We start from the raw sequence: 15,307 nt of genomic DNA on the forward strand, positions 1-15,307 counted from the left end.
GAAGCTTGTCATCCTCGACGAGCCGGTCTCGGCGCTCGACGTCTCCGTTCAGGCGCAGATCCTCAACCTCTTGAAGGACCTGCAGAAGGAGCTGGGGCTGACCTATCTGTTCATCTCACACAATCTCGCCGTCGTCGACTACATGGCCGACCGCATCGCCGTCATGTGCAAGGGCCGTATCGTCGAGATCGCGCCACGCGAGATCATTCTGCGCGATCCGGTGCACCCCTATACGAAATCGCTGCTCGCCGCCGTCCCCTTCCCCGATCTCGACCGGCCGCTCGATTTCCAGGCGCTCCGGGAAAACGGCGCCGCTGACAAGCAGAACTGGGGCAAGACCTTCACCGCCGAGCATGACGACGCGGCCGAGCTTGCCTATGCCGATCTCGGCGACGGCCATCTGGTGCGCGCCCGCAAGGGCGCCGATATCCGGGAGTTGCGCTGATGGTGACGCGTCGCACCTTTCTGGGCGGCCTCGTCGGTGCTGCGATCGCGCCCGCAGTGCTGCGGGCCGAGCAGGCCGGCGAGCCGGAATTCCTCAAGGAGCGGCTGGCATCAGGCAGCCTGCCGCCGATGGCAGAGCGCATTCCGCTGCGCCCGCGCATCTTCAACCTGAAGGAGATGGGGCTCGAACCCGGCGCCTATGGCGGCACGGTGCGCACCATCATCGGCAGCCAGCGCGACATTCGCTTCATGACGATCTACGGCTATGCCCGCCTGATCGGCTACGACAAGCACCTGCAGTTCCAGCCCGACATTCTGGCTGATTTCCGTTCCGAGGAAGACACGGTCTTCACCTTCACGCTGCGCGAGGGCCATAAATGGTCGGACGGAGCGCCGTTCACCGCCGATGATTTCCGCTACTGGTGGGAAGACGTCATCCTCAACGACAAGCTAACACCCGGCGGCGGTGCGCTCGAGCTTCGTCCACACGGCAGCCTGCCGCGCTTCGAGATGCTCGATCCGCTGACGGTGCGTTATACCTGGGAAAAACCCAACCCGATGTTCCTGCCGAGCTTGGCAGGCCCGCAACCCCTCGTCATCTTCGGGCCGGCGCATTATCTCAAGCAGTTCCACAAGAAGTATCAGCCCGACCAGGCGAAGATGGAACAGATGATGCAGGCCAACCGCGCCAAGAAATGGCAGGACCTGCACATCAAGATGGCGCGCTCCTACCGGCCTGAGAATCCCAACCTGCCGACGCTGGATCCCTGGCACAATACGACGGCGCTGCCAGCCGAGCAGTTCGTCTTCGAGCGCAACCCGTTCTTTCATCGCGTCGACGAAAACGGCAGGCAGCTTCCCTATCTCGACCGTTTCGTCCTCAACGTCTCTTCCTCGTCGATCATCGCCGCCAAAGCGGGTGCGGGCGAGGCCGACCTGCAGGCGACCGGCATCGATTTCAACGACTACACCTTCCTTAAAGAGGCGGAGAAGCGCTTTCCCGTAAAGGTCAATCTCTGGAAGGTCGCGCGCGGCTCGCGCATCACGCTCTTGCCGAATCTCAACTGCGCCGACGAGGTGTGGCGCGGCCTTTTCCGCGACGCGCGGCTGCGCCGGGCGCTGTCGCTGGCGATCAACCGGCACGAGATCAACATGGTCGCCTTCTATGGCTTGGGCACTCCGAGCGCCGATACCGTGCTGCCCGACAGCCCGCTCTTCAAGCAGGAATATGCCGACGCCTTCGTGAAGTTCGATCCCGATGAGGCCAACCGCCTGCTCGACGAGCTTGGCCTAGCCAAGCGCGGCGACGACGGCATAAGGCTGCTGCCTGACGGACGGCGCGCCGAGATCACCGTCGAGACCGCCGGCGAAAGCAATCTCGATACCGACGTGCTGGAACTGGTGCACGATCACTGGGCCGATATCGGCCTTGCGCTTTATACCCGCACCTCGCAGCGCGACGTCTTCCGCAACCGCGCCATGAGCGGCACGATCATGATGTCGATCTGGTATGGTCTCGACAACGGCGTGCCGACGGCCGACATGTCGCCGTCCGGTCTTGCGCCGACGCTCGACGATCAGCTGCAATGGCCGCTCTGGGGCATGCATTATCTCTCCGCCGGCCAGGAAGGCGTCGCACCAGACCTGCCGGAAGCTGCAGAGCTGGTGGACCTGCTCGGCCAATGGGGCTCGACGGCGAAGTTCGAGGAGCGTCAGGCGATCTGGCACAAAATGCTGTCGCTCTATACGCAGCAGGTCTTCTCTATCGGCCTCATCAACAGCACGCTGCAGCCGATCCTTCGCGCCGCCAAGCTGCAGAACCTGCCGGAGAGAGCACTCTACGGCTTCGATCCCACCTCCTATCTCGGCGTCTACATGCCGGATGTTTTCTGGTACAAGGAGGCCTGAGGCGTGCTCAGATATATTCTCTGGCGCATCGCCGCCATGGTGCCGACGCTCTTCGTCATTTCGGCGCTTGTCTTCACGATCATCGAGCTGCCGCCCGGCGACTTCTTCGAGAGCCAGATCGCCGAGCTGCGCGCCTCTGGCGAGACCGCCAATCTCCAGGAAATCGAGGAAATGCGGGAGCAATACGGCTTCGACAAGCCGGAAATCGTGCGCTACTTTTACTGGGTCACCGGCATGCTGCACGGCGATTTCGGCTATTCCTTCGAATACCAGCTGCCAGTCTCGGACGTCGTCGGCGAACGGCTGTGGCTGACGATCCTCGTCTCCTTCACGACGATCCTGCTCACCTGGCTGATCGCCTTTCCGATCGGCATCTATTCGGCGACGCATCAGTATAGCTGGGGCGATTACGGGCTGACCTTTCTCGGCCTGCTCGGCATCGCTGTTCCGAACTTCATGCTGGCCCTGATCCTGATGTATTTCGCCAATGTCTGGTTCGGGCTGTCGATCGGCCACCTGATGGACCAGCAATATCTCAACGCGCCGATGAGCTGGGAAAAGGCGAAGTCGATCCTTGCCCATCTCTGGATCCCCGTCATCATCGTCGGCACGGCCGGCACGGCCGGCATGATCCGGCGGCTGCGCGCCAATCTTCTCGACGAGATGCAGAAGCAATATGTGACGACGGCCCGCGCCAAGGGCCTGCATCCGATGCGGGCGCTGGTCAAATATCCGCTGCGCATGGCGCTCAATTTCTTCATCGCCGACATCGGCTCGATTCTGCCGTCGATCATCTCGGGCGCCGAGATCGTCGCCATCGTCCTGTCGCTGGAGACGACCGGGCCGATGCTGATCAAGGCGCTGCAGAGCCAGGACATGTATCTGGCCGGCTCCTTCCTGATGTTCCTCGCTTTCCTCAACGTCATCGGCGTGCTGATCTCCGATATCGCCCTCGGCTTCCTCGATCCCCGCATCCGACTGCAAGGCAGGAGCACCAAATAATGTCGCCCCTTCCCGCGCCCGGCGCGCCGCTGCCGCACTACGTCTCCACCGCGCCCTTCGATCCGCACGCGACCGAGAGCATGACGGCGGCGCAATCGCGCATCCATCTGGCCTCGCAGAAACAGCTGATGTGGTGGAAGTTCAAGCAGCACAGGCTCGCCTTGATCTCCGGCATCTTCCTTGCCGCCATCTACCTGATGATCCTGATCGTCGAGTTCCTGGCGCCCTACGGCCTGCACACGCGCAATGTCGATTTCATCCACGCGCCACCCCAGCGCGTCCATTTCTTCGACAAGGGCGAGTTCGTCGGTCCCTTCGTCTACGGCCGCAGCATGACGCTCGATCTCGACACGCTGCACCGCGTCTATACCGACAGGCCGAACGACGTGCAGCCGATCCGCTTCTTCTGCCGCGGCGATTCCTATAAGTTCTGGGGCCTCGTCGCCACGGACTATCATCTCGTCTGCCCCGCGATCGGCGGCCAGATGTTCCTGCTCGGCACCGACCGGCTCGGCCGCGACGTGCTGTCGCGCATCCTCTACGGCGCGCGCATATCGCTGACGATCGGCCTGATCGGCATTTCGATCAGCTTCGTCCTCGGCATCGTCATCGGCGGCCTTGCCGGCTACTGGGGCGGCGTCTTCGACCTCATCGTCCAGCGCCTGATCGAGGTGCTGCAATCGCTGCCGAGCCTGCCGCTGTGGATGGCGCTCGCCGCCATCATGCCGGTGACCTGGAGTCCGATCGTCATCTATTTCGGCATCACCGTCATCCTCGGCATCATCGACTGGACCGGGCTGGCGCGGGCCGTGCGCTCCAAGCTTCTCGCACTGCGTGAGGAGGATTACGTACAGGCAGCGCAGCTGATGGGCGCCAGCACGCCGCGCATCATCGGCCGCCATCTGGTCCCGGGCTTCATGTCGCATCTCATCGCTTCGGCGACGATTTCGATCCCCGGCATGATCCTCGGCGAGACCGCGCTCTCCTTCCTCGGCCTCGGCCTTCGGCCGCCGATCACCAGCTGGGGCATTCTGCTGACCGAGGCAAAAAGCGTCAGCGTCATCGCCTTCTATCCTTGGCTGCTCTTTCCGATCATTCCTGTTGTTCTTGTCATTTTGGCGTTCAACTTTCTGGGAGACGGCTTGCGCGATGCGGCAGATCCCTACAAATAGCGGGAAGCTCGGCGGCGCCTTCCGGCACCGCGCCCGCCTCTTGGCCTCCGGACGGTGGGGGTACTAATTCATGTTGTTCACCCCGGAGGGAACACCCATGGCCAGACGTCTCGAAGATGCTCGCATCCTCATGTACAGCCACGACACGTTCGGCCTCGGCCACCTCAGGCGCTGTCGCACCATCGCCCATGCGCTGGTCGAAGACTATCGCGGCCTCAACATCCTGATCATTTCGGGGGCGACGATCGCCGGCGCCTTCGATTACCGCGCCCGCGTCGACTTCGTGAAGATCCCGAGCGTCATCAAGCTGCGCAACGGCGAATATACGTCGCTCGCCAGCCATATCGATCTCCACGAGACGCTGAAGATGCGCGAATCGAGCATCCGCCATACGGCCGAGACCTTCCAGCCGGATATCTTCATCGTCGACAAGGAGCCGATGGGATTGAAGGGCGAGGTCGAGGATACGCTCGCCTATCTCAAGGCCCGCGGCACCGTGCTGGTGCTCGGCCTGCGCGAGATCATGGACGCGCCGCATCTGCTCGAGGCCGAGTGGAAGAAAAACAGCATTATGCAGAAGATCGACCAATATTACGACAGCGTCTGGGTCTACGGCCCGCCTGACTTCTACGATCCGCTAATTGGTCTCGACGTGCCGGCCAGTCTGCGCCGGAAAATGGATTTTGTCGGCTTCCTGCAGCGCAGCGTTTCCAAGGGCAAGAGCTCGATCAACGCCCGCAAGGACAATTACCTGCTCGTCACCACAGGCGGCGGCGGCGACGGCTCCGATCTCGTCCACGACGTCATGAACGCCTACGAGGCCGATCCGACGCTGACGCAGAAGGCGCTCGTCGTGCTCGGGCCCTATATGCCGGCCGCCGAGCGCGCCAAGCTGGTGCAGAAGGGCGAAGCCATTCCCTATATAGAGGTGATCGAGTTCGACAATCATATGGAAGAGTTGATCGCCGGCGCCACCGGCGTCGTCGCCATGGGCGGCTACAACACCTATTGCGAGATCCTCTCCTTCGACAAGCCGGCCCTTATCGTGCCGCGCGTCAAGCCGCGCGAGGAACAGCTGCTGCGCGCAAAGCGGGCAAGTGAGCTAGGCCTCGTCGACATGCTGCTGCCGGACCAATCGGCCGATTCGGCCATCATGGCCGCGGCGCTGAAGCGCCTGCCCTCCCGGCTGCCGCCGTCGAGAAGCGGCAGCAATATGCATCTCGAAGGGCTGGACCACATCTCGCAGACTGTCGGCCGATGGCTCGACGGCCGCGCCACCCACCTTGCCGTCGTCGGCGCAGAATAGGGCACAGCCTTGCCGCCACGCCGCAAGATCCTCGTCGTGCTGAAAGGCTATCCCCGCCTTTCCGAGACCTTCATCGCCCAGGAACTGCTCGGCCTCGAACGGGCCGGCTTCGACCTGACGCTGATTTCCATGCGCCGACCGACCGACAAGAAGCGCCATCCGGTGCATGACGAGATCAAGGCGCCTGTCGTCTATCTGCCGGAATATTTGCACGAGGAGCCGATCCGCGTGCTGAAAGGCCTCGCCGCCGCCTACGGCAAACCCCGCTTCAAAGCGCTGATCAAACGCTTCTTTGCCGACCTCAAGCGCGACCTCTCCCGCAACCGCTTCCGTCGCCTCGGCCAAGCGCTGGTGCTGGCGCGCGAGTGGCCTGACGGCGGCGAGTGGCTGCATGCCCATTTCATCCATACGCCGGCCTCGGTGACGGAATATACCAGCATCCTGACGGGCACGCCCTGGACCTGTTCGGCCCATGCCAAGGACATATGGACCTCGCCCGACTGGGAATTGAAGGAAAAGCTGAAGAGCGCCCGCTGGACCGTCACCTGCACCCGGACCGGCTACGAACACATGCGCATGCTGACATCGCGCAAGCAGGCCATACATTTGAGCTATCACGGCCTCGATCTCGCCCGCTTCGGCCATTTTTCCGGCGCACATTCCGAGAGAACCGGCAACGACCCGGCCGATCCGGCCTTCATTCTCAGCGTCGGCCGCGCGGTCGAGAAGAAAGGCTACGACGTGTTGCTGCGGGCGCTGGCGCTGCTGCCGGCTGATCTCCATTGGCGCATGGAGCATATTGGCGGCGGCGACGAGCTTGCCAGGCTGAAGGCGCTCGCAGCCGAGCTCGGCCTCTCCGGCCGCATTGTCTGGAAGGGCGCCATGGCACAGGAAGACGTGCTCGATCACTACCGCCGCGCCGATCTCTTTGCGCTCGCCTGCCGCATCGCCGCCAACGGCGACCGCGACGGTTTGCCGAACGTGCTGGTCGAGGCCTCGAGCCAGCGCCTCGTCTGCATCTCCACCACGGTATCCGGCGTGCCCGAGCTGCTGACGGACGGCGAGAACGGCCTCGTCGTGCCGCCGGAGAATCCGGCGCTGCTCGCCAGCGCGCTGGAGGCGGTGATCCGCGACCCGGCGCTGCGCCAGCGCCTCGGCGACACCGCCGAAAGGCGGGTGCGCGAGGACTTCGATTATCATTCCAGCATCAGACAGCTCGCCGGCCTGTTCGAGGCCGAATGGCAGAAGGCGTCATGATGGCACCGCGCATCTTTTTCTATGTCCAGCATCTGCTCGGCATCGGCCACATCGCCCGCGCCAGCCGCATCGCCAATGCACTCGTCAGGGACGGCTTCGACGTCACCGTCGTGACCGGCGGCCTGCCGGTGCCGGGTTTTCCCGGCGAGGGTGTGAAGACCGTCGCCCTGCCGGCGGTCGTCGCCAGCAATGCCGGTTTCTCCGGCCTTGCCGATGCTGATGGCCGGCCGGCCGGCGAAGAATTCCTGGCCGCTCGCCGGAACTTGCTGCTCGACGCCTTCCATGCCGCAAGGCCCGATGTCGTTATCATCGAGGCCTTCCCCTTCGGCCGGCGGCAGATGCGCTTCGAACTCCTGCCCCTGCTTCAAGCGATCGAAGAGGCCGAACCGCGGCCAAAACTCGTCAGCTCGGTGCGCGACATCCTGCAGGAAAACCGCAAGGCCGGCCGCGACCAGGAGACCGTGGCGCTGGTCAGGGATCATTTCGACGCCGTGCTCGTCCACGGCGATCCCGGCTTCGTCAGGCTCGAGGATACTTTCCCGCTGACGCCTGAGATCGCCGACAAGCTGCGTTATACCGGCCTCGTCGCGCCGCTGCCGGCGCCCGAACCGACGGAAACCTTCGACATCATCGCATCGGCCGGCGGCGGCGCGGTCGGCGCCGAGCTGATCGGCGCGGCGAAGGAGGCGGCGGCGCTGCTGCCGGGCGATCTTCGCTGGCTGCTGATCTCGGGTCCCAACCTGCCGCAGGCCGATTTCGCCAGACTGTCGCGGGACGCAGCCCCGAATGTGACGCTGGTGCGCTTCCGCAGGGATTTTCCTTCGCTCTTGCGCGGCGCCAGGGTATCGATCTCGCAGGCCGGCTACAACACGGTCGGCGACCTCTTGCGCAACGAGTGTCGGCCGATCCTCATTCCTTTCGTCGCCGGCGGCGAGACCGAACAGACGGTGCGCGCCGAACGGCTGCAGGCGCTGGGTCTTGCCGATATCCTGCCGGAACAGGGGCTGACCTCGGCCCATGTGAAAGAGGCTGTCGAAAAGGCGCTGGCAGCGCCTCGGCACGAGCCGGTCTCGCTCGATCTCGACGGGGCGGAGAAGACGGCTGCCATCATTCGCTCGCTGATTGCCGAATCGCTCGCCTAATTTAAAAGTCCTGTGATATAAGCAGAGTTCCGGCGAGAATCGGCCTTTCTGCAGCCGGTCCCTTCGCCTTGTTTTCATTGCGATATCGGCGGTCCGGCTGCATGGTCCTGTTCTCGACAATTCCTGCCCTCCCCGCGCCCGGATCGCGCCTTCGGAATTTCCCAGCACGCTGACGGTTAGCCATGGAAAAGAGCCTCGCCCGCTATATCTGGAAGAACACGCGGCTGCAGCAGCTGTGGATCCTGGCCGTCGTCGCGGCCTCGATGATCCCCTATTTCCTGTCCTTCGATCTGCCGAAGCAGATCGTCAACGGACCGATCCAGGGCGACGGCTTTGAAGGCCCCGGCGCAACCCAGACCTTCATGCATATCGCCTATGACATTCCGCTGATCGGCCATGTTGAATTCTTCAAGGGCGTGCAGCTCGACCGTTTCCAGATGCTGATGGCTCTCAGTCTGGTATTCCTGGCGCTGGTGGTACTGAACGGGCTCTTCAAGTTCTACATCAACACCTATAAGGGCCGGCTCGGCGAACGCATGCTGCGGCGCATCCGCTTCGAACTGATCGACCGGGTGCTGCGGTTTCCGCCGGCCCATTTCAAGCGGGTGAAATCGGCCGAGATCGCCACGATGATCAAGGACGAGGTGGAGCCGATGGGCGGCTTCACCGGCGACGCCTTCGTCTCGCCTGCCCTGCTCGGCGGCCAGGCGATCACCGCGCTCGCCTTCATCATCGTGCAGAATTTCTGGCTCGGCATGATCGCCGCCGCCATCGTCGGCGTCCAGGCGGTCGTCATCCCGCGCATGCGCAAGCGCCTGCTGGATCTCGGCCGCCAGCGGCAGCTGACGGCGCGCGAGCTTTCCGGCCGCGTCGGCGAAATCGTCGAGGGCATCGGCACGATCCACGGCAACGACACATCCAACCTCGAACGCGCCGATATCGCCTGGCGGCTGGGCCGCATCTTCTCGATCCGCTACGACCTTTACCAATGGAAGTTCCTGGTGAAGTTCATCAATAACTTTCTCGCTCAGGTCACGCCTTTCCTGTTCTACGCGATCGGCGGTTATCTCGCGCTGCAGGGCCGGCTCGACATCGGCCAGCTCGTCGCCGTCATATCAGCCTACAAAGACCTGCCCGGGCCGCTGAAGGAGCTGATCGACTGGGACCAGATGCGCCAGGACGTGCAGGTGAAATACCAGCAGGTCTACGAGCAGTTCAACGTCGAGCCCTTGATCGACAGCCACATCCAGGAATTGGCGACCGCACCCGTGGGCCCACTGACCAGCGCACTCGTCGTCACCAATCTGACGCTCTCCGACGACAGCGGCGCCCGCCTCGTCGACCACGTCTCGGTCGAAATCAAGCCGAATGAGACGGTTGCGATCGTCGGTCCGAACGGCAGCGGCGCCGAAGCCTTCGCCGAAGCGCTCGGCCGGATGATCTGGCCCGACTCCGGCCGCATCACCATCGACGGACGCGACCTGCTCGAGCTGCCGGAATCGATCACCGGCCGCCGCATCTCCTATGCCTCGGCCGACACCTTCTTCTTCCATGGCACGCTCGCAAGCAATCTGCTCTACGGCCTCAAGCACGCGCCGATGATCGACGCCGTCTACGACGAGAAGGAAGCGCAGGAGTATAAATGGCATTCCATCGAGGCGGTGAAGGCCGGCAACCCGACGCTCGACCTCAACAGTGATTGGGTGGATTACCAGGCGGCCGGCGCCAATGGACCGGACGATCTCCTGAAAGCGATCCGGCCGGTGCTCGACGCCGTGCAGATTTCGCAGGACATCCTTGACCTGGCGCTGCGCTCGAACGTCAATACCGAGGTGCATGTGGCGGTCAGCGACCATGTCGTGGCGCTGCGCGCGTCGCTGCGCGACCGGCTGCGCGACGAAGGTCTTGACGGCATCGTCGTGCCTTTCGATTTTGACGCCTACAACGCCCAGGCGACGGTCGGTGAAAACCTGCTCTTCGGCACGATGAAGCGGCCGCTGATGACCAATCGCCGGCTTGCCGCCCATCCCTATTTCCAGCAGCTGTTCCGCGAGACGGGCCTCAGCACCGATCTCTACGCCATGGGCCTCGAGATCGCCGAAAACGCCGTCGAACTCTTCCATGACCTGCCGCCGGATCATCCTTTCTTTCAGCAGCTGACCTTCATGACGGCGGACGACATTCCGACTTATCAGGCGCTGCTGCAGAAGCTGCAAAGCCGCCGCTTCGAGGATGCAACACCTGAGGAGCGCTCCGCCATCATCCGGCTGAGCTTCGCCTATATTGAGCCGCGCCATCGCTTCGGCCTATTGACCAACGAACTGATGGACAAGATTGTCAGCGCCCGCAAGCAGTTCCATGCGCATATTCCGGCCGATCTCGCCGAGCTGATCGAGCGCTACGACGCCGAGCGCTTCACCCCGTCTGCAAGCCTGATGGACAATGTGCTCTTCGGCCGTATCGCCTATCAGCAGGCCGACGCCTCCGACCGCATCCGCGCCATCATGGGCGAGCTCTTCGACGCACTCGACCTTTATGACGATGTCCTGTCGATCGGCCTCGAATTCGACGTCGGCTCCGGCGGCAAGCGGCTGACCATGGTGCAGCGCCAGAAGCTGAACCTGGCCCGCGCGCTTCTGAAGCGCTCGGACTATTTCGTCTTCAACCGGCCGCTGTCGGCACTCGACCAGCGCGTTCAGGATCAGATCACCCGCAACATCATCGAAGACCTGCATAAGGAAGGTGAGCGCCCGGCGATCATCTGGGTGCTTTCGAATGCGCGGCTTGCCGAAATGTTCGACCGGATCCTACTCTTCGACCGCGGCGGGCTGGCGGAGGCCGGAAACTATCCGGAACTTTCCGAGAAAAACGGTATGTTCAAGGAACTGTTATCGTAATATTCTACTGGGGCGGCGATGGTAGGCGTTCCCGGGGGAACGCCCGGAATTGAGGCGCCTGGTTCCAAGAACCCTGCGTCAGGGGATTGAAACGCTCATGCTGTTGAGAGACGAAGTCGAAATGCTGCGCCGGGTGCCGATCTTTTCAAGGATTGCACCAGCGAAACTCAAGCTTTTGGCCTTCACCTCCGACCGCATGACCTACAAAGCCGGTCAGGATCTCTTCCACCAGGGTGATGTCGGCGATGCCGCCTATGTCATCCTTTCCGGCAGCGCCGACATCATCGTCTCCTCGCCGGCAGGCGAGATCAAGGTCGCCGACGTCGAGCTCAATTCCATCGTCGGCGAAATCGCCATTCTCTGCGATGTCTCACGCACGGCGACAGTGCGGGCCACCTCGCCCCTCGAAGTATTGCGCATCAGCAAAGAGCACTTTTTAAAGCTGCTCAGCGATTTCCCGGAAATGGCCGTGGAAATCATGCGCGTGCTCGCCGACCGGCTGAACCACACGACCGCGGAACTGACGGCAGCGCGAGCGGCAAAGCAGCCCCAGATGGCGCAGTAAGATCAAATCAAGATTTCCGCGGCCATTTCTGCGCGCCGTGCACAAGGCGCAAAATTTCCACTTGTTTGATTTTCTGGCGAACACGATAGATCAGGATAAAAGGTGTGCGTGAAATTACCAGCTCACGCGTTCCATTAATGCGTCCGGGCCTGCCGATCTCCGGCTGATCGATGAGCAAATCGGTTTGGCGCTCGATCTCATCAAGCTGGCTTATCGCGGCGGCGACATTCTGGTCGGCGATAAACTGAATTGCTTTCTTGCGATCTGATTCAGCTTTCGCACGCCAGAAGAGCTTCACTTGGCTTTGCCCTTAAGCCGCGCCACCAGATCCGCCCGTTCGCGCGCCATCTCTTCCTTGACGACGTCGTGCGGGATCCAGACCGTGTTCGGATCGTCCGCTTCCCGGATCGCCTCTTCGACCTGCTCGCGGAACCACTTGTCGTATTCCGCCGCCTCGTGAGTCCGACGCAGAGCTTCCGCACGATCGGGACGAGAAGCCTTTTCAGGCGCGTAATCACCGGCATCGACATCGAACTGCGAAATGCCGACATCCTTGAGATAGGAAACCAGAGTGTCCATTCGCTTGAACAGACGCACCTGCCGGCTGCGTTGGGCGGCGAGCGGGCGCTCGGCCTTGCCGTAGCGGATGACAATGGACCAGCCGCCTGTTTTCCCGACAACATGAGCAGCGTCCACCGCCCCTGCTTCGACAAGGCGGGAAAGGGTGGAATGATCGATGGTTTCTGCGGTCATGGCCCATCCTCGCTGGTCGCGAAGATAATATGCAATTAATTATAGATTGCAATGCGTTCGATAATTGAAATTGCACTATGGTCGGCACGGTGGATGTGAGCAAGGCCACGACTGTTCGGTTCGCCGGTGGCTGCCCCTCACCCCAGCCTAACCGGGGTTGAACATTCCAGCCGTGCGAACGACTGGAATTCGCCGAGCATGGAAGCCAGTTCCGTCTGGGTGAGCCCCACCACCGCCCCACCTGCTCAATTGCCGTAGCTACCAATCTCAACCAGTGACGGGCATGCCCATGTGATGCTTATGACATCGTAGAACTTTCCTGGAACGGATTATGTTTGTTGTCTTTCCGATAGCGTTTACTACCGAACTGGTTATTGGACTTACTGCGATGATTGATGTATTTCTAATATTCTAGAAGTAAGCTGGGGGACGCACTCCACGGGGTAACTTCGGATAGGAGAGTTTTGAGTGGCTAACGCCGCTCAACTGTGTGGACGCATGCCTTGGCGGGCAAGAATTACCTTAGCACGCCGCAAACTCCGAGCTACCGTCAGCGCCGAGCAAGTCTTCCTGTTGTCCTCAGGGGGTATGCTATGCCGAACAAATTGCTAAAGATCAACGAAATCACCTCAGTTCGTTTCAAGGATCAACTTTCCAATATCATGTTGATCGGATTGAACCAGGACGAGATAGTTTCAGGTTCTGTTCTGACGTCATTGCCATCGAGCGGCAGATCCTACCTTGACGCTGCGCGCGCAAGTATGACTACGGTGCGCGCGAGCGCTGGGTCATACTTGCCAGCACCGAATTTCAGTAGCGTTGTATCGCTCCGCGCGGACGGTCGCGCGCCTGACAACTCGGCGATTGCCGGCACGGCGACGAAGAACCAGGTTCTTAAGGCGCCGCGCGAAATCGCCTTCATTGACCAAGGCATCAACGACCTGGAAACCTTCCTTGGCGGTCTGCGCCGAGAAGTCGAGGCTATTGTTTTATCCAATGGGGAACCTGCCATTCGCCAGATGGCACGTCACCTGTCTGCCTACAGCCACCTTGACAGAGTTCATGTCGTAGCGCACGGCGCTCCGGGTGAAATAAGGTTCTCGTCTGGGACCCTCTCAGAGCGCGATGTTGCCGGCTCGACCGAATCATTAGCCAAAATCAGCGCGGCGCTGGGCGAAAATGGCAGCATGCAATTATGGTGCTGCGCCACCGGCAAAAACGACGTCGGTAGGCGTTTCGCCGAATTCCTTCATAGCTGCTTGAACCGCTCCGTTGCCGCAGCATCTGGCTTCATTGGCGCAGTATCCCTTGGGGGCTCATGGTGTCTTGACCTGCAATTCGGGAACGCGGCATCTACACCACCCCTCACTCGTTCTGGTCTAGCCGCCTACCAAGGCGTCTTGTCGAATTTCAGCGCCACAGCCGGCCAGGATAACCAGGTTGGAGGTCCTGGGGCCGACACCTTCAAAATAGGTGCCGGTACGGTGCAATCGAGTGACGTCTTCGATGGCCGCGGCGGTATCGACACTTTGAATGTTGCGGCAACAGCTGATTTTTCCGTCCTCCCGGCAGGTAGTCTCCTGTCCATGGAAATTCTTTCCATTTCGAGCAGTGGAACTGCCGTTACTTTCAATGCAAATCAGTTTAGTGCAACGGGCTTGTCGTTGTCGCTCGACTTGCGTGGTTCGACCGGAAATCAGACCGTCATTATTCAAAACGCTTCGAACTTCAGTGCGGCGGCTTGGACATTCGGTGGCAACGGCAGTTCGGCATGGGGCAACAGTGTTAACGACATCATCGCAATAAATGGTACATCGGGCGCGGACACCATCACCGGCAGCTCGAGTACGGACATCATCACCGGCGGCTCGGGGGTGGATACACTGGTGGGCGGCGGCGGTGACGACACATTTGTCATCAACAACGGCGACTTTACAGGTGCGGAATCGATCGATGGCGGAGCTGGCGCCAATATACTTTTGGTGGCAGGCACCAACAATTTCACCACCGGCACGTTGACCAACCTCCGGATCCTGAACGGTTCCTCTGGCAGTGACACTGTGACGCTCACCGGCACCGAAATGAACGGATTTACGACCGTCAACCTCGGCAGTGGCAGCGATACGGTCAATCTCACTTCGACATCCACCGGTCTGAACGGCCGCAACGACAGCCAGCTTTCCGGCGTCGACGCCATTTCCGCCGCCGCTGCGTTGGCCGGCGTTGTTATCAACCTGTCAAGTCAGGCCGAAGCTTTCAGCATCACCGGCAGCTCGGGTGCGGACACCATCACCGGTGGCTCGAGTGCGGACATCATCACCGGCGGCTCGGGGGTTGATACGCTGGTGGGCGGCGGCGGGGACGACACATTTGTCGTCAACAACGGCGATTTCACTAGTGCGGAATCGATCAATGGCGGAGCTGGCGCCAATATACTTTTTGTGGCAGGCACCAACAACTTCACTACCGGAACTTTGACCAACCTTCAGACTCTAAACGGTTCCTCTGGCAGTGACACTGTGACGCTCACCGGCACCGAAATGAACGGATTTACGACCGTCAACCTCGGCAGTGGCAGCGACACGGTCAATCTCACTTCGACATCCACCGGTCTGAATGGTCGCAATGACAGCCAGCTTTCCGGCGCCGAGGCCATTTCCGCCGCCGCTGCGTTGGCTGGCGTTGTTATCAACCTGTCAAGTCAGACCGAAGGCTTCAGCATCACCGGTAGCTCGGGTGCGGACACCATCACCGGTGGCACTGGCAACGACAGCATCAGCGGCGGCGCCGGCAACGACGTTCTGTCGGGCGGCGCCGGTAACGACTTCATCGATGGCGCTGCGGGTGCGTTCTTTGGAGCC

12 protein-coding genes are annotated in these 15,307 nt (G+C 61.5%); 10 read left to right on the forward strand and 2 right to left on the reverse strand.

The window, feature by feature from the left end:
* The 9 genes from AC13QO_RS29045 to AC13QO_RS29085 form a co-directional block, all read left to right on the forward strand.
* A partial coding sequence (locus AC13QO_RS29045; RefSeq protein ID WP_488542647.1) for an ABC transporter ATP-binding protein occupies nucleotides 1-445 on the forward strand: 445 nt, incomplete at its 5' end.
* The gene (locus AC13QO_RS29050; RefSeq protein ID WP_488542648.1) at nucleotides 445-2,352 is read left to right on the forward strand and encodes an ABC transporter substrate-binding protein; all 1,908 of its coding nucleotides are present in this window, start codon (nucleotides 445-447) and stop codon (nucleotides 2,350-2,352) included. The genes AC13QO_RS29045 and AC13QO_RS29050, both read left to right, overlap by 1 nt.
* A gap of 3 nt (nucleotides 2,353-2,355) precedes the next feature.
* The gene (locus AC13QO_RS29055; protein WP_488542649.1) at nucleotides 2,356-3,354 is read left to right on the forward strand and encodes an ABC transporter permease; all 999 of its coding nucleotides are present in this window, start codon (nucleotides 2,356-2,358) and stop codon (nucleotides 3,352-3,354) included.
* Nucleotides 3,354-4,526, forward strand: a complete 1,173-nt coding sequence (locus AC13QO_RS29060; RefSeq protein WP_488542650.1) for an ABC transporter permease — start codon at nucleotides 3,354-3,356, stop codon at nucleotides 4,524-4,526. Before AC13QO_RS29055 ends, AC13QO_RS29060 begins: the two co-directional genes overlap by 1 nt.
* Before the next feature lie 97 nt (nucleotides 4,527-4,623).
* Nucleotides 4,624-5,832, forward strand: coding sequence for a glycosyltransferase family protein (locus tag AC13QO_RS29065; RefSeq protein ID WP_488542651.1), 1,209 nt, complete (start codon nucleotides 4,624-4,626; stop codon nucleotides 5,830-5,832).
* Nucleotides 5,833-5,841: 9 nt separating this feature from the next.
* Nucleotides 5,842-7,089: a glycosyltransferase family 4 protein gene (locus AC13QO_RS29070; RefSeq protein WP_430959316.1), complete on the forward strand. Its 1,248-nt coding sequence runs from the start codon at nucleotides 5,842-5,844 to the stop codon at nucleotides 7,087-7,089.
* Nucleotides 7,071-8,231: a glycosyltransferase family protein gene (locus tag AC13QO_RS29075; RefSeq protein ID WP_488542652.1), complete on the forward strand. Its 1,161-nt coding sequence runs from the start codon at nucleotides 7,071-7,073 to the stop codon at nucleotides 8,229-8,231. Before AC13QO_RS29070 ends, AC13QO_RS29075 begins: the two co-directional genes overlap by 19 nt.
* 182 nt (nucleotides 8,232-8,413) lie before the next feature.
* Nucleotides 8,414-11,128 (forward strand): ABC transporter transmembrane domain-containing protein, encoded by a 2,715-nt coding sequence (locus tag AC13QO_RS29080; protein WP_488542653.1) that lies wholly within the window; start codon nucleotides 8,414-8,416, stop codon nucleotides 11,126-11,128.
* Between the two features lie 97 nt (nucleotides 11,129-11,225).
* Nucleotides 11,226-11,693 carry a cyclic nucleotide-binding domain-containing protein gene (locus AC13QO_RS29085; protein ID WP_004679746.1) on the forward strand — a complete coding sequence of 156 codons (468 nt, stop codon included), beginning with the start codon at nucleotides 11,226-11,228 and terminating at the stop codon, nucleotides 11,691-11,693.
* A gap of 7 nt (nucleotides 11,694-11,700) precedes the next feature.
* Here the strand turns inward: AC13QO_RS29085 and AC13QO_RS29090 are convergent, their stop codons facing one another.
* Together AC13QO_RS29090 and AC13QO_RS29095 are read right to left on the reverse strand one after the other, a co-directional pair.
* Entirely contained in the window at nucleotides 11,701-11,991 is a 291-nt protein-coding gene (locus tag AC13QO_RS29090) for a type II toxin-antitoxin system RelE/ParE family toxin (protein WP_488542654.1), read from the reverse strand.
* Complete coding sequence (locus AC13QO_RS29095; RefSeq protein WP_488542655.1) at nucleotides 11,988-12,446, reverse strand: hypothetical protein; 459 nt, start codon at nucleotides 12,444-12,446, stop codon at nucleotides 11,988-11,990. Before AC13QO_RS29095 ends, AC13QO_RS29090 begins: the two co-directional genes overlap by 4 nt.
* A 593-nt stretch (nucleotides 12,447-13,039) precedes the next feature.
* Here AC13QO_RS29095 and AC13QO_RS29100 point away from each other — a divergent pair.
* Nucleotides 13,040-15,307, forward strand: a 2,268-nt coding sequence (locus tag AC13QO_RS29100) for a DUF4347 domain-containing protein (protein WP_488542656.1), incomplete at its 3' end; no start/stop codon positions are given.

The sequence above is a fragment of the Rhizobium sp. CNPSo 3670 genome, from assembly GCF_057784555.1.